The sequence below is a fragment of the Massilia sp. MP_M2 genome, assembly GCF_039123635.1.
GTDB lineage: Bacteria > Pseudomonadota > Gammaproteobacteria > Burkholderiales > Burkholderiaceae_D > Telluria.
The window spans coordinates 235,114-252,319 of sequence record NZ_JBCHJF010000004.1 but is presented as its reverse complement, the minus strand read 5'-3'; the positions used below and the strand labels follow the sequence as shown (position 1 = coordinate 252,319).

Annotated in this window: 14 protein-coding genes and 1 pseudogene; 7 read left to right on the top strand and 8 right to left on the bottom strand. The window is 64.8% G+C overall.

Going from position 1 to position 17,206, the window contains the following annotated elements; genetic code table 11:
- Positions 1 to 31 precede the first annotated feature (31 nt).
- The 3 genes and pseudogenes from RCH14_RS11445 to RCH14_RS11440 all read left to right on the top strand — a co-directional run bounded on the left by RCH14_RS11445 (position 32) and on the right by RCH14_RS11440 (position 2,266).
- The gene (locus RCH14_RS11445) at positions 32 to 715 is read left to right on the top strand and encodes an OmpW family outer membrane protein (protein ID WP_343026239.1); all 684 of its coding nucleotides are present in this window, start codon (positions 32 to 34) and stop codon (positions 713 to 715) included.
- Positions 716 to 825: 110 nt separating this feature from the next.
- Positions 826 to 1,290, top strand: a pseudogene (locus RCH14_RS24050) (serine hydrolase domain-containing protein); the annotation flags it as partial.
- A gap of 40 nt (positions 1,291 to 1,330) precedes the next feature.
- A complete protein-coding gene (locus tag RCH14_RS11440; RefSeq protein ID WP_343026238.1) occupies positions 1,331 to 2,266 on the top strand; it encodes a serine hydrolase domain-containing protein in 936 nt (311 codons plus the stop codon).
- Between the two features lie 76 nt (positions 2,267 to 2,342).
- On the opposite strand, the gene RCH14_RS11435 is transcribed toward RCH14_RS11440, so the two are convergent.
- The gene (locus RCH14_RS11435) at positions 2,343 to 4,439 is read right to left on the bottom strand and encodes an EAL domain-containing protein (protein ID WP_343026432.1); all 2,097 of its coding nucleotides are present in this window, start codon (positions 4,437 to 4,439) and stop codon (positions 2,343 to 2,345) included.
- A gap of 282 nt (positions 4,440 to 4,721) precedes the next feature.
- On the opposite strand from RCH14_RS11435, the gene RCH14_RS11430 reads away from it, so the two are divergent.
- Both RCH14_RS11430 and RCH14_RS11425 read left to right on the top strand, forming a co-directional pair.
- Positions 4,722 to 6,998: a hypothetical protein gene (locus RCH14_RS11430; protein ID WP_343026237.1), complete on the top strand. Its 2,277-nt coding sequence runs from the start codon at positions 4,722 to 4,724 to the stop codon at positions 6,996 to 6,998.
- Between the two features lie 69 nt (positions 6,999 to 7,067).
- Positions 7,068 to 7,415 (top strand): hypothetical protein, encoded by a 348-nt coding sequence (locus RCH14_RS11425; RefSeq protein ID WP_343026236.1) that lies wholly within the window; start codon positions 7,068 to 7,070, stop codon positions 7,413 to 7,415.
- An 81-nt stretch (positions 7,416 to 7,496) separates the two neighbouring features.
- Here RCH14_RS11425 and RCH14_RS11420 read toward each other — a convergent pair whose 3' ends face one another.
- The 4 genes from RCH14_RS11420 to RCH14_RS11405 form a co-directional block, all read right to left on the bottom strand.
- Positions 7,497 to 9,458 carry a phosphatase PAP2 family protein gene (locus tag RCH14_RS11420; protein WP_343026235.1) on the bottom strand — a complete coding sequence of 654 codons (1,962 nt, stop codon included), beginning with the start codon at positions 9,456 to 9,458 and terminating at the stop codon, positions 7,497 to 7,499.
- Positions 9,459 to 9,587: 129 nt separating this feature from the next.
- Positions 9,588 to 10,553 carry a tripartite tricarboxylate transporter substrate binding protein gene (locus RCH14_RS11415; protein WP_343026234.1) on the bottom strand — a complete coding sequence of 322 codons (966 nt, stop codon included), beginning with the start codon at positions 10,551 to 10,553 and terminating at the stop codon, positions 9,588 to 9,590.
- Between the two features lie 52 nt (positions 10,554 to 10,605).
- Positions 10,606 to 11,298 (bottom strand): aspartate/glutamate racemase family protein, encoded by a 693-nt coding sequence (locus tag RCH14_RS11410; RefSeq protein ID WP_343026233.1) that lies wholly within the window; start codon positions 11,296 to 11,298, stop codon positions 10,606 to 10,608.
- Positions 11,299 to 11,300: 2 nt separating this feature from the next.
- Positions 11,301 to 12,266: a 3-hydroxyacyl-CoA dehydrogenase family protein gene (locus RCH14_RS11405; RefSeq protein WP_407070070.1), complete on the bottom strand. Its 966-nt coding sequence runs from the start codon at positions 12,264 to 12,266 to the stop codon at positions 11,301 to 11,303.
- A 107-nt stretch (positions 12,267 to 12,373) separates the two neighbouring features.
- Here RCH14_RS11405 and RCH14_RS11400 point away from each other — a divergent pair, with 107 nt between their 5' ends.
- Positions 12,374 to 13,252 (top strand): LysR family transcriptional regulator, encoded by an 879-nt coding sequence (locus RCH14_RS11400; protein WP_343026232.1) that lies wholly within the window; start codon positions 12,374 to 12,376, stop codon positions 13,250 to 13,252.
- A 38-nt stretch (positions 13,253 to 13,290) separates the two neighbouring features.
- Here RCH14_RS11400 and RCH14_RS11395 read toward each other — a convergent pair whose 3' ends face one another.
- Together RCH14_RS11395 and RCH14_RS11390 are read right to left on the bottom strand one after the other, a co-directional pair.
- Positions 13,291 to 14,484, bottom strand: a complete 1,194-nt coding sequence (locus tag RCH14_RS11395) for an acyl-CoA dehydrogenase (RefSeq protein WP_343026231.1) — start codon at positions 14,482 to 14,484, stop codon at positions 13,291 to 13,293.
- A 92-nt stretch (positions 14,485 to 14,576) separates the two neighbouring features.
- A complete protein-coding gene (locus tag RCH14_RS11390) occupies positions 14,577 to 15,089 on the bottom strand; it encodes a flavin reductase family protein (protein ID WP_343026230.1) in 513 nt (170 codons plus the stop codon).
- A gap of 155 nt (positions 15,090 to 15,244) precedes the next feature.
- Here RCH14_RS11390 and msrA point away from each other — a divergent pair, with 155 nt between their 5' ends.
- Positions 15,245 to 15,784, top strand: a complete 540-nt coding sequence (gene msrA, locus RCH14_RS11385; RefSeq protein ID WP_343026229.1) for a peptide-methionine (S)-S-oxide reductase MsrA — start codon at positions 15,245 to 15,247, stop codon at positions 15,782 to 15,784.
- 104 nt (positions 15,785 to 15,888) lie between these two features.
- Here msrA and pdxH read toward each other — a convergent pair whose 3' ends face one another.
- Positions 15,889 to 17,133 (bottom strand): pyridoxamine 5'-phosphate oxidase, encoded by a 1,245-nt coding sequence (pdxH, locus tag RCH14_RS11380; RefSeq protein ID WP_343026228.1) that lies wholly within the window; start codon positions 17,131 to 17,133, stop codon positions 15,889 to 15,891.
- Positions 17,134 to 17,206: the final 73 nt, after the last annotated feature.

Sequence of the window (17,206 nt, the reverse complement as noted above, 5' to 3'; positions counted from 1 at the left end):
GCGGGCCCTCACACACCTATCAGGAGAAGTCATGAAAGTTCGTTTTAGCAGTATCGCCAAGGTCGCGGGTGTGGCTGCCGCACTGGCGTTCGCCACCGGCGCGTCGGCGCAATCGGCCGGCCAGATCACCGCCAAGGTCGGTTTCAACCGCCTGATGCCGAAAGTCGAAAGCGGCGACATCAGCGCGCCGGCTCTGCCAGGCACCAAGGCCGACGTCGGCAACGACATGCAGCCAGTGGTCATCCTGTCGTACAGCTTCACCGACAATCTGTCGGTCGAGGGCGCGCTTGGTACGCCATACAAGCACCAGATCTACGGTGCGGACGCGATCGCCGGCGTGGGTTCGGTGGGCACGGTCGAAGCACTGCCGCCGACCGCGTTCTTCCAGTACCGTTTCTTCGCGCCGACCGCAGCCTTCCGTCCGTTCATCGGCGTGGGCCCGACCTACGCGTACTTCATGAAGGAACGCGGTACGGGCAAGCTGACCTCGATCACCAACCCTGGCAGCAACGTGCCGACCACGTTCAAGATCGACAACAAGCTGACCTACAGCGCGCAAGTGGGTATCGCGATGAACTTCGACGAGCGCTGGTTTGCCGATGCGACGGTCATCAAGACGCGCCTGCGCACCGACGTGCACTTCTCGACCGGCCAGACCCAGTTCATGAAACTGGATCCGGTGGCGATCGTGCTGGCGGTGGGTTACAAGTTTTAAGCACGGCGCAAGCCGGTTGACGAGAGCCCGCCGCGTGCGGGCTTTTTTTATGGCGCGCCGGCGCTTGGGTTGCCCGTTATACTTGCTGATCGCCATTGCCAACGCTTCCAATGACACGATTTCACTGTATCGCTATCTGGCCGGTACTGGCCGCGTTAGCGTTGCCGGTTGCCGCTGCAACGACCGGCAACGCGCACCGCATCGCCAACATCGAGCGGGGCCTGCGGCCTGCTCAGGCACTGACCGGCGCCCCGGTGACGCTGAGCACGCTCGAGGCTGAGATGCGTCGTCTTCACGTACCTGGCTTGAGCATCGCAGTCATCGATGATGGTCGACTGGCCTGGGCGAAGGGTTACGGCGTGGTTGGTCCGGGCGGCGGGTCTGTGACGCCGGAAACGTTGTTTCAGGCGGCATCGATCAGTAAGCCCGTTGCAGCGTTTGGCGCCATGACGCTGGTTCAGTCAGGAAAGCTGGACCTGCATGCCGATATCAATACGCAGCTGCGCAGCTGGAAATTGCCTGCGGCATTTGGCGGCGCACCAGTGAGTCTTTTGCAACTGCTGTCGCATACCGGCGGCCTGAATGTCAGTGGTTTTCCCGGGGTATGCGCCAGGCATGCCCGTGCCAACCGTGTTGCAGGTTCTGGACGGCGCGGCGCCTGCCATCACGGCGTTGGTACGCATGGCCTCGCCACCAGGCGGCGCGTGGCAGTATTCGGGAGGCGGTTACACGGTGTTGCAGCAGATGATGATGGATGTCTCAGGCCAACCTTTCGAGACGATCATGCAAGCGCGTGTGCTCGCCCCGTTGGGAATGACATCCAGCCATTTCAGTCAGCCAGCCAGCGCCGCCACCCTCGGGAAGGCCGCGTTGCCGCATGATAGCGCCGGCAAACCGTATGCCGGTGGCCCGTCCACCTATCCAGAGCTCGCTGCGGCCGGCATGTGGACGACGCCAAGCGATCTGGCCCGGTTCGTCATCGGTGTTCAGGCGTCTGCGGCTGGGCGCAGCCAGGTGCTGCAACAACAGAACGCGCGCAGGATGCTCGCCGCGGTCCGTAACGATTACGCCCTCGGCTTCGAGACCGCCGGCAGCGGCGCCGCCGCGTCGTTCGCCCATGGCGGCAGTAACCGCGGGTATCAGAACTATCTATTGGGCTACGTCGATGGCGGCCGTGGCGCGGTGGTGATGACAAACGGCGACGCTGGCGACGAAGTGGCCCGCGCGACCATGCGTGCCATCGCCGCCGAGTACGGCTGGCCCAGCTATCAAACCGTGCTGCGCGCAGCAGTGCCGATCGATGCCCTGATGGCGCAACAGATGACCGGGAAATACGCTATCCCCGGGTTGGGTGACTTCGATATCACCGTGCAGGACGGACAGCCGATGTTCTGGATCAAGGCGGGCCAGGGTGAGCGCCTGTACCGCCAATCTGAAACGAGTTTTTTCGTGCTGTCGCAACAACTTGAATTGCGCTTCGATGCGCTGCCTGGCGATACGGGCCAGATCGTCGCCGGGCCTTTCGATGTACGTTTCAAGCGCGTACCGTAACCAGGGGCGACTTTTGTGGCAAATTCGGGCGACAATTTTGGGCGCGTTGGAACGCACGGGGACATGCACGGCGCTCTCAGTGCACGTCTGTCGCGTACTGCGTGAATGTGTCGCCACTCACCGCCCGCTGGTACAGGAAGCCCTGATAGAGATGGCAGCCTGCGTTGGCCAAAAACTGGCGCTGCCCCGCTGTTTCCACGCCTTCGGCAATCACCTGCAGGCCCAGGCTGTCGCCCAGCGCGATGATCGAGCGCACGATCGAGGCGTCGTTCTGGTCGGTGAGGACGTCGCGCATGAACGAGCGGTCGATCTTGAGCTGGTCGAGTGGCAGCTTGCGCAGGTAGGCCAGCGACGAGTAGCCGGTGCCGAAGTCGTCCAGCGAAAACGAGAGACCCTGCCGTTTGAGCGTGGCCATTGTCTGCGCGGTCAGCGTGAAATCGGTCACCACCAGGCTTTCGGTCAGCTCCAGTCGCAGCCCTGACGGCTGCACGTCCGTCTCGGCAAAAATCGTCGCCAGCAGCGTGACGAAATCCGGTTCGGTGAACTGGCTCGCGCTGACGTTCACCGACAGCGTGAGGCCGGCCGTTGCGGGCTGGCGCTGCCAGCGCGCCAGCTCGTGGCAGGCGGTGCGCATGACCCAGGCGCCGATCTCGATGATGAGTCCGCTTTCTTCGGCGATGCGGATGAACTCGGCCGGTAGCAGGACCTTGCCATCGGGCTGGCGCCAGCGCAGCAGCGCTTCGGCCCCGATCACGTGCCCCGAGCCGTCGAGTTGCGGCTGGTAGTGCAGCATGAATTCGTGGTGCTGCAGCGCGCGCCGCAAGCCGCTTTCGAGTTCGGCGCGCGCCAGCCACGCGGCCTGCACCGCCGGATCGTGAAAGCGAAACGTGTTGCGCCCGGCCGCCTTGGCCTGGTACATCGCGGCGTCGGCCTGGCGCAAGGTCGATTCGACCGTGTCGTGCAAGCCGCACAGCGTGACCACGCCAACGCTGACCGACAGCGTGTAATGCAGCTCGCCCAACTGGAACGGCGCCGCCAGCGCCGCGACCACTTTTTTGGCAATCGTCTCGGCCTGCGCCGCAGCCACAGCGCGCGAATCCTCGACGGGCCGGATCAGCACCACGAACTCGTCGCCGCCCAGGCGCGCCACCATGTCGGTGTCGCGCACGCAGCCTTCGAGCCGGCGCGCCACTGCCTGCAGCAGCAGGTCGCCAGCGGCGTGGCCCTGGCTGTCGTTGAGGTACTTGAAGTTGTCGAGGTCGCAGAACATCAGCGCGCCGCACTTGCCGTTGCGGGCGCTGCCGAGCAGCGCGCGGCGCAGCTGGTCGAGCAGGTTGGCGCGGTTGGGCAGGTCGGTGAGATGGTCGAAGAACGCCAGCCGGAAGATCCGCGCTTCGCTGGATTTGCGCTCGCTGATGTCGGTGCCGATCACCAGGATCTTCTGGCTCGTGCCCGGCACGGCATCGGGCGCCAGCAAGGTCCAGCGGGTGTCGGTATCGACCGTCGAGCCGTCGCGCCGCACATGCGCCAGTTCGCCAGACCATTCCCCATTGGCCAGTGTGTGCGCAAAGGCGGTTTCGTAGTGCGCCTGTTCGTCGCACAGCAGCTCGCCAAACCGCTTGCCGACCGCTTCCTGTGCACTCCAGCCGTACAGGCGCTCGGCGCCATGGTTCCAGTAGCTGATGCGCGAGAGCATGTCCATCGCGATGATCGCGTCGCGCGCCCGCTGCAGAAACGACGCCTGCTCGAGCATGACCAGATCGGCGTGCTTGACCCGTGTGAAATCGGCCAGGAAGCCTTCGAGCATCCCGGCCTGCCGGTTCAGCGCCCCTTGTTCCCAGATCCAGCGAATGTGCCCCTCGGCAGTGCGAATCCGGTAAGTGACTTGGAACGGCTGGTTCTGGGCCAGTGCGATCGCCACTGCCGCATGCATCTGGTCGCGGTCTTCCGGCAGGATGATGCTCGCAAACGACAGGCCCGGTTGACCGGTGAACGCTGCAGCCGAATAGCCGCTCACTTTTTCGATGCCGTCGCTGATGAACACCATGCTCCACTCGCTGTCATTGCGACAGCGGTACGCCGCGCCCGGCAGATTACTCAGCAGCAGGTCGAGCGACAAGGCATCGCTGCGAGTGGATGCGGACGGATCGGATATGGGTTGCGTCAAGCTCATCATGCCTCTGCCGTGAATCGCGCCGGCCCGTGCAGGCCATGCGACATGCAACATGCATTCGATGGTAGCGCAAATCGGGCCGGTAGGAAGTGCCAAGTACGAACGGCAAGACGAATCGTCATCAGATGCATTCGGTTTGCCACGGAACGTGAAGCCACCTTGCCAGATTCTCACAATCGAGGGGCGCAGTTGACCATGGGAACGCAGCATCCGCTGCCCAAAAAGTGTTCTCTTTGGCAAGCCGCATGCTAGACTTGTCGGCTCCCTTTTACGGCGCCACGCATGTCTCCCGCCTCGTTTGCCTGTCTCGGTCTGTTCCTCTGTGCTGCCCTGTATGCGCGCGATGCGCATGGTGGCGGCCTGCGCGCGCTGCGCATTGCTGCCGGCGACACGCCGACGATCAACGGCGCCCTGGATGACCCCGCATGGCGCGGCGCGCCCGTCTACCAGGACTTCCACAAGCACCAGCCGCGCGACGGCACGCCTGCGCCTGGCGCATTGAAGACCAGTGTGCAATTGCTGGTCGACGACACCGCGCTGGTGTTCGGTATCCGCGCTTGGGACGACGCGCCGCACCTGCGCCGGGGTCTGCTGGCGCGGCGTGACAAGGTCGCCGCCGACCAGGATTTCATCGGTATCTGGATCGACCCGGCCGGCCATGGCCGTAATGCCCAGTTCGTGCGCATCAACACGGCCGGTGTGGTCAGCGACGGCATCCATCGCGCCGAGGATGACGAATCCGATCTGGGGCCGGATTTTCCGGTCGAGACGGCCGTGACCATCCTGCCCGACGGCTACAGCATGGAAGTGCGCTGGCCGCTGTCGAGCCTGCGCTTTCCCTACGCCGATGGTCGCAACTGGCGCCTGATGGTCGAGCGCAGCATCCCGCATGCCGACGGCATGCTGCTCGTGACGGCGCCATTTCGCATCGACGCGCTCAGCCACCTGAGCTTCCTGCAGGAGATCGACGGCATGGAGACCACCGTGCAAGCGGTGCGCGACCGCAGCTTCCTCGAGCTGCGCCCCGAACTGACGGTGCGCAGCGAACGTGCCGCCATGCCGGGGACGCGCACGCGCGGCAGCCAGGCCGAACTGGGCCTGGAGATCAACGCCCGTCCGCGCGCCGACTGGGTCTTCAATGCCACCATCAATCCTGATTATTCGCAGGTCGAGATCGACGAGCCGGTGTCGCAGGGCGCCGGCAATATCGCGCTCTCGCTGCCCGAGAAGCGCGGGTTCTTTCTGGAGAGCGCGGACGTGCTTGGCCTTCCGCTGCCGGCCTTTTATTCGCGCACGGTGAACGATCCCGAATACGGCCTGCGCGCAACCTGGCGCGCGGCGCAGGCCGACGCCACGGCGATGAGCCTGCGCGACGAGCCGGGTGGCCTGATCCTGCGCGGCAAGCCGTATGAAACACTGGAATACGGCCAGACCATGCGGACGGTCGCGAGCCTGGTGCGCGCGCGCTGGCACGGGGAAGGCTTGCTGCTGGGCGCGTTTGCCTCGCAGCGCGATTACCACCGCTTCGGCGGCAATGATGTCGTCGGCGTTGATGCGCAGTGGCGCGGCGAGGGGGACGATGGCGTACAGCGGCAACTGTCCGGCGTGGCGATGGTGTCGCGCACGACGGCGGGCTTTGTCGACGCCGATGTGGCGGCGCGGGTGGCGGGGCGCTCGGGCGGCTACCTGTGGGGCAAATCCCTGCGCAAGTCCGAGCGCTGGTGGTACGAGGCCGAGGTCGAAGCGATCGCGCCCGGCTTCGTCAATGACAACGGCTTCGTGCCGCAGGCGGGCATCGCCCGCGCCACCGGTTCGATCAACCGCATCCTCGGGCCGCAATCCTTGGGCGGGATCGAGCTGTACGAGTTCGAGACCTACCTGGTCCTGCACGAGATGCGCACGCTGGCCGATCGGGTGACGGGCCAGGCCGGGGGCGAGACGGTTGAGCGCAAGCTGCGTCCCGGCGTCTGGCTGGCCGCGACCCGACGCACGAATCTATGGGCCGAGCTGGGCTTCGACCGCCAGCGCGCGCGGCCCCTGGGGCGCCTGCACGATACGCGCGTCATCAATGTCGGCATCGAAACGACGCCCGCACCATGGATCTCGAAGATCGCGCTGGAAGCGGCGCTGGGGCGCCAGCTGGACGCCGATGCCGACCGCGTGGGACCGGGCGGGAACGTGATCCTGGACGTGGGCTTGCGCTTTCCCTTGCCGCGCGGCTGGTCCCTCGAGCTCGACAACCACGTCAACCGCGCCTGGGTCCAGGGCACACTGGGCCAGCCGGCGTTTTCCGACACGGCCTGGCGCGCGCTGGCCATCGTCCATTTCAGCCCGCGCGATTCGGTGCGGCTGCTGGCGCAGAACACCTGGGCCGCACGGCGCGACGATGGCGTGACGCAGCTCGAGGCATGGAACGACCGCCAGGTACACCGCTCGCTGCTCTACCGCTACCAGTGGCGGCACGGCCGCACGGTGTCACTGGGAATCGTCGATGACAAACTGCCGCTGGTGGACGAGCGCAGCCGCTCGCTGACCTTCAAGCTGCAATGGGAAGTGTAACCAGGCAAGGAGCTGGTCGTGATTCTGACGTGCGCTACGCAACCCGTGGCTCGGTGCTATGCTTTCACCATGACTACTGATACCGATATTGAACTGTCCGGCGCCTTCCAGGCCAAGGACAGCAACGGCCGTACCCTCGACGTCAAGGCGATCCGCATTTTCGACGAGGGTTACGGGATCATCGATGTGTACGTGGAGTTCGCCGCCAAGCTCGACCCGGATGCCTACAAGGACACCGTCCTGGTGCGTCAACTCGTCGAGCGCCTGCGCACGCTTGGGTATGTGGGGCCTGATTTTGGCCACAGCGACCCGGGCCTGCAGGAGAGCCGACTGATCGTGCTCGAGGCGCCGGAAGAATTTTCCGCGTTTGCCAAGAGCCGTGGCTGGAAGAATCTGGCGGAAGAGTTCGACGAATAAGCTGCAGCAATAACGTGGCGAAAAAATGGGGCCGGGTTCGTCATCGAACCCGGCCCCATTGTCGTAGAACCTGCGCCGTGCTTATGAACCCAGGCGCAGTTGCAGTCCCGTGTCGGTGTAGGTCGGCGTCACGCTAAAGCCGTCAACCGTGATGGTCTCGAACTTGCCCTTCAGGCTTGCCGCACTGATGACGGTGAGCGTGTCGCCCACGGCCGGCTTGACGCCGTCCTGGAACTTGATGCGCAGCGTGCCGCCGCCGATGGTGGCAGCGCCCGTGACGCTCAGGCGCCCGCCCTGGGCCGCGCCCAGGCGCAGTTCCAGCGCCGCGCCGGTCAGCTGCGTGTACTTGCCGCCCACGACCAGCGTGGCCGGTGCGTTGCTGATCACGGTGCCGCCGCCGGCCACATACACGTCACCCGTGCCGAAGGCCGTCGTCGACAGCGCTTCGAGGCTACCGGCGTCCACTTGCGTGCCGCCGGTCCAGGCATTCTTGCCGCCCAGTTTCAACGTGCCCGTGCCTTGCTTGACCAGCTTGCCTGCGCCGGTGATGTCGTTGCGCCAGCGGTCCGCTGCGTGGAAGCCACCCTTGGTCGCGTCCATGTTCAGCACGACGTTGCCGGCGAAGACTGCGTAACCCTCGGCCGCAGCGAACAGATTCAGACGGCCCCAGCCTTCAGCATCGTCCAGCGTCGGATAACCCGAGCCGATCGCGGTGGTTTTCAGCACCACGCGGCGCTGCGCGTCGGTCAGGTATGGCAGGCGCGTTTCGAGCAGCACTTCGGCACCTTTCGGCACGACGGCCGGCGCGGTGGTCGAGCCGATCAGCGGCAGGCCGTAGGTCATGCGGCGCAGGTAGTTGGCTTTGCTGGTCGCGTAGTCGGCAAAGCGGTCGTTCGCCGGCGTGCCCGAGATGGCGTAGCTCGGGAAGGTGCTGGCGGTCGTGCCGGTCAGCTTTATCAGCGTGCTCTGGGCCTGCTCGCGGGCGGCAGCGCGCGTGGCGGCACCGGCAGCGACCAGGTTCGCGGCGGCGACGGCTTGCGCCTGCACGCGGCCACTGATCACGTCCAGCGGTGAGTGCATGCCGGCGTAGATGCGGCTCTCGCCCAGTTCCAGGCCACGGCCGACCAGTTCCTGGTAGCGTTCCGGCAGCACATAGGCCATCGCGACAGCGTTGCGCACCGCCTCGGCCGAGTGGCCGCTGGTAAAGCCGCCATCGGTGCCCGGTGTCGTGCTCTTGGCCGGTTCGAGTTGCGGCACGACCTGCACCGCGCTGCTCCAGCGGTAAGGGCGCGCGTACTTGTAGAAGCGCTTGGCCGGCTCGGTCGAACCGTTGCCGCCCATCGCATTGACCAGGTCGACGACCTTGCCGAATTCGGCATTGGCGGCGCCGCCGACGCCGTTGTTGTTGCCGCCATCTTCGTACTTGACCTTGGTGGCATCGGCCGGCATATCGTTGATGGTGGTGGTCGCGCGGGAAGCGCTGCGCCACGCATCGGTCAGCGGGCCCATGCCGCCGGTCACGCTGTAGCCCTTGCCGCGGCGGTCGTCCAGATACGCCAGCAGAGCCTGCTCGGCCGTGCGGCTGGCGGTGGCCTTGACCACGTAATCGATGTTGGCATTGTGCACGGCGGCGTTGACGATCGTGCCGCCATTGGTGCCATCGTTCGGCACGCCGGTCCAGCTCGATGCGGCGACGGCCGGGAAGCCGTCAACGGCCGGGGCCGTCTGACCTGCATCGACGAGTTCGGTCGAAGGCTTCCAGATGGCAAGCATGCCGCCCAGCACGCGCACGCCGGCATTGGTGGCCAATGTGGCGTAGCGCGCGTCGCCGCGCTGGTTGGTGGCAGCGGTGTCGACAAAGGCAAGCGCTGTCGGCACCGGCGCCGTGTCGGCCGCGCCCTGGTCGGCTGGCGCGGCCGGGATGACGATGGCGACATCGGCGGGAGCGTCGTCATGGTGGTCGGAACCACCGCACGCGGACAGCGCAAGGGCGGCGCCGATGGCAGCGGCGAGCGGAAGACGGCGAAGAACGACGTGGTGCATGCAAGACCCTTCAATGGTGGTGAGGCGAAAAATTGAAGGGATGATAAGAAGTGCATGTGACGTCATGATGACGTGCGGCCGGTGGCGCCCGCTCACCGGCGACGGGCCCGTCCAGGCGCCCGCCCGGCGTCAATCGACCGTCACCCCCGCGTCCTTGACCACTTTGCCCAGCTTGACCGATTCGGTGCGCATCAGGGTGCCGAACGCTTCCGGCGTACCGCCGACGACCGGCGTGCCCAAGTCTTCCCATTTCTTGCGGAAGACCGGATCGGCGAAGATCTCGTTGAGCGCCTGGTTCAGGCGCATCACCACCGGCTTGGGCGTGGCGGCAGGCGCCACGATGCCGTGCCAGCCCGTGACGTTGTAACCGGTCAAGCCCGCTTCGGCCAGGGTCGGCACGTCCGGCAAGCTCGGGACGCGCGTGGCCGTCGTCACGGCGATGGGATGCAGCTTGCCCGTCTTGATATATTGGACCGAGCTGCCCAGGATGTCGAACATGACGTTGACGTGCCCGCCGAGGACATCGTTCAGCGCCGGGCCGGCGCCCTTGTACGGGACGTGCTGCAGCCTGGTGCCCACCGCAGTGTTGAACAGTTCGCCCGCCAGGTGCTGCGGGGTGCCGTTGCCGGCCGAGGCAAAGCTCAGCATCTCCGGATGCTCTTTTGCCATGGCAATGAACTGCTTGACGTTCTTGACCGTGACCGAAGGGTGCACTTCGAGTACCAGCGGAAACGCCGAGATCTGGATCACCGGGGCGAAATCCTTCTCCGGGTCGAACGGAATCGATTTGTACAGCGTCTTGTTCACTGCCATCGGCCCGCTTGCCGCCAGCAGGATCGTGTAGCCGTCCGGCGTCGACTTGGCCACCATGCCGGTCCCGATATTGCCGCCGGCGCCGCCCCGGTTGTCGATAATGACCGGGACCTTGAACTTCGCCTGCAGCGGCCCCTGGATCAGGCGCGCCATGGCATCGGTCGGCCCGCCTGGCGGGTAGGGCACGACGAAGCGGATTGGTTTGGACGGATACACGTCGGCGGCCCCGGCGGCGAGCGCCTGGGTCATGAACAGCGTTGCGAGAAATACCTTCTTGAGCATGCTTTGTCTCCGGTTTGTCTTGTTTTGTTTTGGTGGGGTGGTACGTTGTCGCTCAGAGCGCCTGCTGCGCCAGGCGCCGTTTCAGTTCATGCACGGCGCTGTGCACGGTGGTCAGCACCGGCGCACCGGCTGCACGGACACAGGCGTCATGCGCGCGCGCCATGCTGAATTGCGCCAGTGCGATCGTCGCGCAGCCGTCGTCGATCAGCCGGCGTGCGCTGTCTGCGATGAGCTCGTCATGCAGTTCGACGTCGCCCCGGTTGAGCGCATCGAGCGCGCCTTCGGCCAGCGCGCAGCGCAGTGCCACGCGCGCCGGAAATTCCGGGGGCATCGAGGCCAGCGTGGGGCCGAACGTTGCGATCAGACCCACCGGGCCGGCCGCCTGACCGGCGTCGGCATCGGCAATCATGGCCTGGTTCGGCTTGAGCACGGGAATATGCGGATAGCGCTGCGCCACCGCTTCGATGCAAGGGCCAAAGGCGGAACAGGTAAACAGGATCGCTTCGGCGCCGCTGCCAAGCGCGTAATCGGCCAGATCGGCGAAGCGCTTGTGCATCGCAGCGTCGAGGCCACGCCCGGATCGTGCCAGGTCGGCCGACAGCGAATCGTCGAGCAGATTCATGCGCGTGGCCTCGGGCCATTGCTCGGCCATGAAGGCGTTGATCGGCTCGACCGAATGGCTCAGGGCGTGGATCAGGGCGATGCGCGGTGCCGGGCGGTTCGTCGCTGAAGGGGGGGCAGACATGATCATTGGTCCTCGATCTGTGGCAGTTCAGGCGCCAGCAGGCGCAACCCGGCCATCAACAGGCCATCGTAACGCGCGCGCTCGGCGGCAATGGTTTCCGGCGTCCAGCGATAAAAACCTTCGCCCGTCTTCATCCCGTAGTGGCCGGCGTCGTAGCGCTGCGCCAGCACGCGGGCCGGCGTGGTGTTGGCCGCCAGCGACGGGTACATGGTAGCGGCTGCCGGGAAGTGCACGTCAATGCCGGCATGGTCGCGCTGCAGCACGGGGCCGGCCGCAAGGTAGCGAAAGCCGAAGCCGAAGCGCACCGCGGCGTCGACGTCTTCGGCCGTTGCAATGCCGGCGTCGATCAGCGCAAATGCTTCGCGCGCGAGGGCGTGCTGCAGGCGGTTCGCCAGGAAGCCCGGCAGATCCTTGCGTACCAGCACCGGCACCATGCCGCAGGCACGCATGAAGGCCATCAACGCCTCGGCCAGCTCGCCCGACGAATTCGCACCGAGCACCACCTCGACCAGCGGCACCAGATGCGCTGGCATGAAGAAATGCAGGCCCAGCATGCGCTCGGTGCTTTCCAGGTGTTCGCCGATGGCCGAAATCGGAAAGCTCGAGCTGTTGCTGCACAGCAGGGTATCGGGGCGCGCGCGCTGGACCAGCTCGGCAAACAGTGCCTGCTTGAGTGCCAGCTTTTCTGGAATGCACTCGATCACCAGGTCGATTGCTTGCCAGTCGAGTTCGTCGAGGCTGGCGCAGGTCGTGATGCGCTCGCGCTTGTGTTCCAGTCCCAGCTTGCGCAGGTTGTCACCAAAATAGGTATCGAGCGCGTCGCGGCGCGTGGCGCCAGGTTCGAGCACGATCGCGCGGCAGCCGGCACGCGCCAGCACGATGGCCACGTCGGCGCCCATCGTGCCGCCACCTGCGACGAGGGCCAGCGCTTGCGCTGGCTTGGGAAGTGTCGAGTTTTCCATCATCATTTTTTTGAGAAGAGAATGAACTTAGTTTGCGCTTCATCAAATTATCTGGGAAACGCATTTTTTCTATAAACTTATCGATTATGGAGATAAATCTATCAGCACGTGAATTGCGGGCCTTCCTTGCCCTGGCGGACACGCTCAGCTTCAGCAAGGCGGCGCAGCAGGTCTGCCTGTCACAGTCGGCCCTCTCGACACTCATCGGTCGTCTCGAGGAAGGCTTTGGCAGTCGCCTGTTTTCGCGCACCACGCGCTCGGTCGCCTTGAGTGCTGCCGGCGAGGTGCTGGTTCTGCACGCCCAGCAATTGCTGGCCGATATCGAGCGCTCGGCCGCGGCCGTGCGCGACGTGACGGCGCTGCATCGTGGGCGGGTGGCATTGGCCGCGATGCCGTCGCTGGCAGCGCGGCTCGTGCCGCGCCTGTTCCGTGTCTTTCATGCGCGCCATCCCGACATCGCGCTGTCGCTTGCCGACACACTGTCGGAACCGGCGTTCGAGCTGGTGCGCCAGGGGCGCGTCGATTTCGCCATCACCGCCGCCAATCCGGCCTACCAGGATCTGGAGTACATCCCGCTGACAACGGATGAATTCGTCCTGCTGGCGGCGCCAGGGCATCCGCTGGGCCGCGACAGTGGCCCGATCCGCCTGCCCGAGACGCTGCCGTATCCGCATATTTCGATGTCGCGCCATACCAGCGTGCGGCAATACGTGGACGCGGCCGCGCTGCAGGCGGGAATCAATTTTTATCCGGCCTTTGAAGTCGATCACCTGGCCACGATTGGCGCGATGGTGGTCGAGGAACTGGGTGTGGCGGCCTTGCCGAGCCTGGCGGCCGATGTGATTGCCAGCGCCGGGCTGGTGCGGCGTGAGCTGGTCGATCCCGTCATTCGCCGCTCGATCGGCGTGGTCCGGCGCAGCGAAGGCGTGCTGACGCCAGCGGCGCAGGCGATGCTGGCGCTGTTGCAGGAGCAGATTGCGGATGGTTCTTGAGCGGCGCGGCGATTGCCGCGCCGTGGGAGACTACATGATCAGAACGCGGCGATGCCGGTCTGTGCGCGGCCGAGAATCAGCGCGTGGATGTCGTGCGTGCCCTCGTAGGTGTTGACCACCTCGAGGTTGACCATGTGGCGAATGATGCCGAACTCATCCGAAATGCCGTTACCACCCAGCATGTCGCGCGCCACGCGGGCGATATCGAGCGACTTGCCGCACGAGTTGCGCTTCATGATCGACGTGATTTCCGGCGCCGCCGTGCCTTCGTCCTTCATGCGGCCCAGGCGCAGGCAGCCCTGCAGGCCGAGCGTGATTTCGGTCTGCATGTCGGCCAGTTTCTTTTGCACCAGCTGGTTCGCCGCCAGCGGTTTGCCGAACTGCTGGCGATCCATCGTGTACTGGCGCGCCGTGTGCCAGCAATCTTCGGCCGCGCCCAGCGCGCCCCAGGCGATGCCGTAGCGGGCCGAATTCAGGCAGGTGAACGGGCCTTTCAGGCCGCGCACGTCGGGGAACGCATTTTCTTCGGGGCAGAACACATTGTCCATGACGATTTCGCCGGTGACCGACGCGCGCAGGCCAAATTTGCCGTGGATCGCCGGGGCCGACAAACCCTTCCAGCCTTTTTCCAGCACGAAGCCGCGGATCGCGCCTTCGTCGTCCTTCGCCCACACGACGAACACGTCGGCCACGGGCGAGTTGGTGATCCACATCTTGGCGCCGGACAGGCTGTAGCCACCCTCGACCTTGCGCGCGCGCGAAATCATCGAGCCAGGGTCGGAGCCGTGGTTTGGCTCGGTCAAGCCGAAGCAGCCGATCCATTCGCCGGTGGCCAGCTTCGGCAGGTATTTCTGCTTGGTCGCTTCGTTGCCGAATTCGAAGATCGGGACCATGACCAGCGACGACTGCACGCTCATCATCGAGCGGTAGCCGGAATCGACGCGCTCGACTTCGCGCGCGATCAGGCCGTAGGCCACGTACCCCATCGCCGGGCCGCCGTATTCTTCGGGAATGGTCGGACCGAGCAGGCCCAGTTCGCCCATTTCGCGGAAGATCGACACATCCATCGACTCGTGGCGAAACGCCTCGAGCACGCGTGGGCGCAGCTTGTCCTGGCAATAGGCAGCGGTGGCGTCGCGCACCATGCGCTCTTCATCAGTCAGCTGGCTGTTCAGCAGCAGCGGGTCATCCCAATGGAAAGCGGCTTTCTTGGGCGAGTCGGTACGGGTCATCGGAAATCCTGTCTCTGAATTCTGGTTAGAAGTTACCTGACCATTATAGAAACGTGGCGCAGCCCGATCTATTCAAACTGCGACAAGCATTTTCATTTTTGACTGGCGGTGCTGCCGAACTTGCCGCCGTGGAAGATCAACGCCGGCTGCGCTTGCAACTGGCATTCTTCGACCTCGCCGACAAAGATGACGTGGTCGCCTTCTGGGTAGCGGCTGCGGTTGTGGCATTCGAACCAGGCCGACACGCCCTTGAGGATCGGCAGGCCGGTGCGCGAGAGTTCGTAGTCGACGCCCTCGAACGGGTTTTCGCCGCGACGCGCAAAGCGCATGGCAAGGTCTTCCTGGCCGGCGGACAGCACATTGATCACATAGTGCGAGTTGCCGCTGAAGATCGGCATGCTGTTGGCCGCGGCGCCCAGGCTCCACAGCACCAGCGGCGGATCGAGCGAGACCGAGTTGAACGAGCTGGCCGTCAGGCCACGGAAGGTGCCATCGGCCAGGCGGGTGGTAATCACGGTGACGCCAGTCGCAAACTGCGACAGCGCCTGGCGGAAATGGGTCGTATCGAAGCCGCGTGTGGTGGCGCGGTCAGAAAGTGTATTCATGGTGTTCCTGGAACTGTGGCGCTTATTATGCCACCGTCCCGTCCAAGCCTGCGGCGGGATGCTGATTGTGGACATCGGCAGCGGGTCAATACAGCGAAAAGCCATGCTTTGCGCTACATTAAGCTTATCGAAATTTTAAGAATGCAAGGTCCATCATGAGTGAGCAAACAGCGGGCGACGTCGCCATCCTCGGGGGCGGCTGCTTCTGGTGTATCGAGGCAGTGTTTCTCGAAGCACGCGGCGTCACGCGCGTGGAATCGGGCTATATGGGCGGCCATGCCGATCAACCGACCTACGAGGCCGTCTGCAACGGCACCACCGGCCACGCCGAGGTCGTGCGCCTGGAATTTGATCCGTCGGTCATCAGCTATCACGACATTCTCGAGATCTTTTTCACGATCCACGATCCGACGACCTTGAATCGTCAGGGCAATGACGTCGGCACGCAATACCGGTCGGTGATTTTCACCACGTCGCCGGCGCAGGACGCCGTCGCGCACACCGTGATGGCCGAGATGGCCATGGTGTGGGATGCGCCGCTGGTGACGCAAGTGTTGCCGCAGCAAACCTGGTTCAAGGCCGAGGACTACCACCAGAATTACTTCGCGCAACACCCGCTGCAGGGCTATTGCGCGTTCGTCGTGGCGCCGAAAGTGGCGAAGTTTCGTACTACGTTTGCTGAACGACTCCGGTAGCGTGGATGGCTTCGCCATCCACGCGGTGATCGATACCGGTGCCGATCAAGCACCGGATGATCTCGCTGCCAACCATCACCGCGTGGGAGGCCTAGCCTCCCACCCTACGGCTGAAGACGGCTACGCGTCCAGCTGCCGTCCGGGTGGCGCTGGTAGACGATCCGGTCATGAAAGCGCGAGCGCCGGCCTTGCCAGAACTCGATGCGCTCCGGCACCAGGCGGAAACCACCCCAGTTGGCAGGGCGCGCCGGATCGTCGCCGGCAACCTGCGCCACGGCGTCGTAATTTGCTTCGAGCGCGGCGCGGCTTGCAATCGGGCTGCTCTGCTGTGAAGCGATGGCCGCCACCCGGCTCTTGAGCGGGCGACTGCGGAAATAATGGTCGCTTTCTTCGCTCGAGGTCATTTCGACGCGGCCTTCGATGCGGATCTGGCGTTCGAGTTCGCTCCAGAAGAACAGCAGGGCAGCCTGGTTGTTGGCGCCCAGTTCCTGCGCCTTCTGGCTGTCGTAATTGGTGTACCAGGTAAAGCCGCGCGGATCGAATTGCTTGATCAGCACGATGCGCGAGCTCGGCCGGTTGCCCGGGCCGACGGTTGCCAGCGTCATCGCATTCGGCTCGTTCACTTGCGCTGCCAGTGCCTGCTCGAACCATGCCGTGAACTGCGCGATCGGGTCGTCCAGCACATCGTCTTCGTTCAGGCTGGCCTGGCCGTAATCCTGGCGCAGGTCGGCCACTGCCTGGCCGACGCCGGCTGTCTTGGCCGATGTTGTGGCCGATGCCGTGGCCGATGCCACCGGCTGGTCAAACGCCTCGGGTGCCAGCAGGCCACGGCGGCGCTGCATTGCCTGGCCCAGTTGCGCCATCTGTTCAAGCGAGAACAGGCGCAGCGCCATCGGCGCCAGCGTGCTTTCTTCGCGCGCCATGTGCGCCGTGTAGCGGGCCACGAAATGCTCGACCGCCGTGCTGGAGAGCATGGTTCCAGTGCCGGCTTCGATTGCCCTCAGTTGCTCGTGCAGGTCTTGCCACAGGGCGTCCATCTCGTTGTGGTCCTGCACGATCGTCGGCGCCAGCGCCTGCAGCGTGGCGGCGTCGTCACCCTGCGCGGTGGCGCGCAGCATCGGGATCAGGTCCTGCTCTTCGTCGTCGTGGTGCATGTGCGCGGCCTTGTCGAAGTAGCGCAGCACGGCGCCGGCGGCGTCGCGCGCCTGCTTGTCGACGCCGTGTTCGGCCAGGTGCGGCAGCAGCTTTTCGAGAGTGGACAGTTGTTTGCGGATGCGGTCATGGCAATGCTTGAGCACGGCGATCGGCTGGGAGAAATCGGGGGCGGTGTCGGGCAGGAGAGAGGTCATTGGGCTGTGGGAGACACGCAGGTTATTTGGTTGACGAACGATTATTCTAGTGTAGTCGCGAAAGACCTGTCCG

What these genes read in the sequence shown, in the direction of transcription:
- RCH14_RS11445 (WP_343026239.1), top strand. Translation starts at nt 32, where the DNA reads ATGAAAGTTCGTTTTAGCAGTATCGCCAAGGTCGCGGGTGTGGCTGCC.
- RCH14_RS11440 (WP_343026238.1), top strand. Translation starts at nt 1,331, where the DNA reads ATGCCCGTGCCAACCGTGTTGCAGGTTCTGGACGGCGCGGCGCCTGCC.
- RCH14_RS11435 (WP_343026432.1), bottom strand. Translation starts at nt 4,439, where the DNA reads ATGAGCTTGACGCAACCCATATCCGATCCGTCCGCATCCACTCGCAGC.
- RCH14_RS11430 (WP_343026237.1), top strand. Translation starts at nt 4,722, where the DNA reads ATGTCTCCCGCCTCGTTTGCCTGTCTCGGTCTGTTCCTCTGTGCTGCC.
- RCH14_RS11425 (WP_343026236.1), top strand. Translation starts at nt 7,068, where the DNA reads ATGACTACTGATACCGATATTGAACTGTCCGGCGCCTTCCAGGCCAAG.
- RCH14_RS11420 (WP_343026235.1), bottom strand. Translation starts at nt 9,458, where the DNA reads ATGCACCACGTCGTTCTTCGCCGTCTTCCGCTCGCCGCTGCCATCGGC.
- RCH14_RS11415 (WP_343026234.1), bottom strand. Translation starts at nt 10,553, where the DNA reads ATGCTCAAGAAGGTATTTCTCGCAACGCTGTTCATGACCCAGGCGCTC.
- RCH14_RS11410 (WP_343026233.1), bottom strand. Translation starts at nt 11,298, where the DNA reads ATGTCTGCCCCCCCTTCAGCGACGAACCGCCCGGCACCGCGCATCGCC.
- RCH14_RS11405 (WP_407070070.1), bottom strand. Translation starts at nt 12,266, where the DNA reads ATGATGATGGAAAACTCGACACTTCCCAAGCCAGCGCAAGCGCTGGCC.
- RCH14_RS11395 (WP_343026231.1), bottom strand. Translation starts at nt 14,484, where the DNA reads ATGACCCGTACCGACTCGCCCAAGAAAGCCGCTTTCCATTGGGATGAC.
- RCH14_RS11390 (WP_343026230.1), bottom strand. Translation starts at nt 15,089, where the DNA reads ATGAATACACTTTCTGACCGCGCCACCACACGCGGCTTCGATACGACC.
- msrA (WP_343026229.1), top strand. Translation starts at nt 15,245, where the DNA reads ATGAGTGAGCAAACAGCGGGCGACGTCGCCATCCTCGGGGGCGGCTGC.
- pdxH (WP_343026228.1), bottom strand. Translation starts at nt 17,133, where the DNA reads ATGACCTCTCTCCTGCCCGACACCGCCCCCGATTTCTCCCAGCCGATC.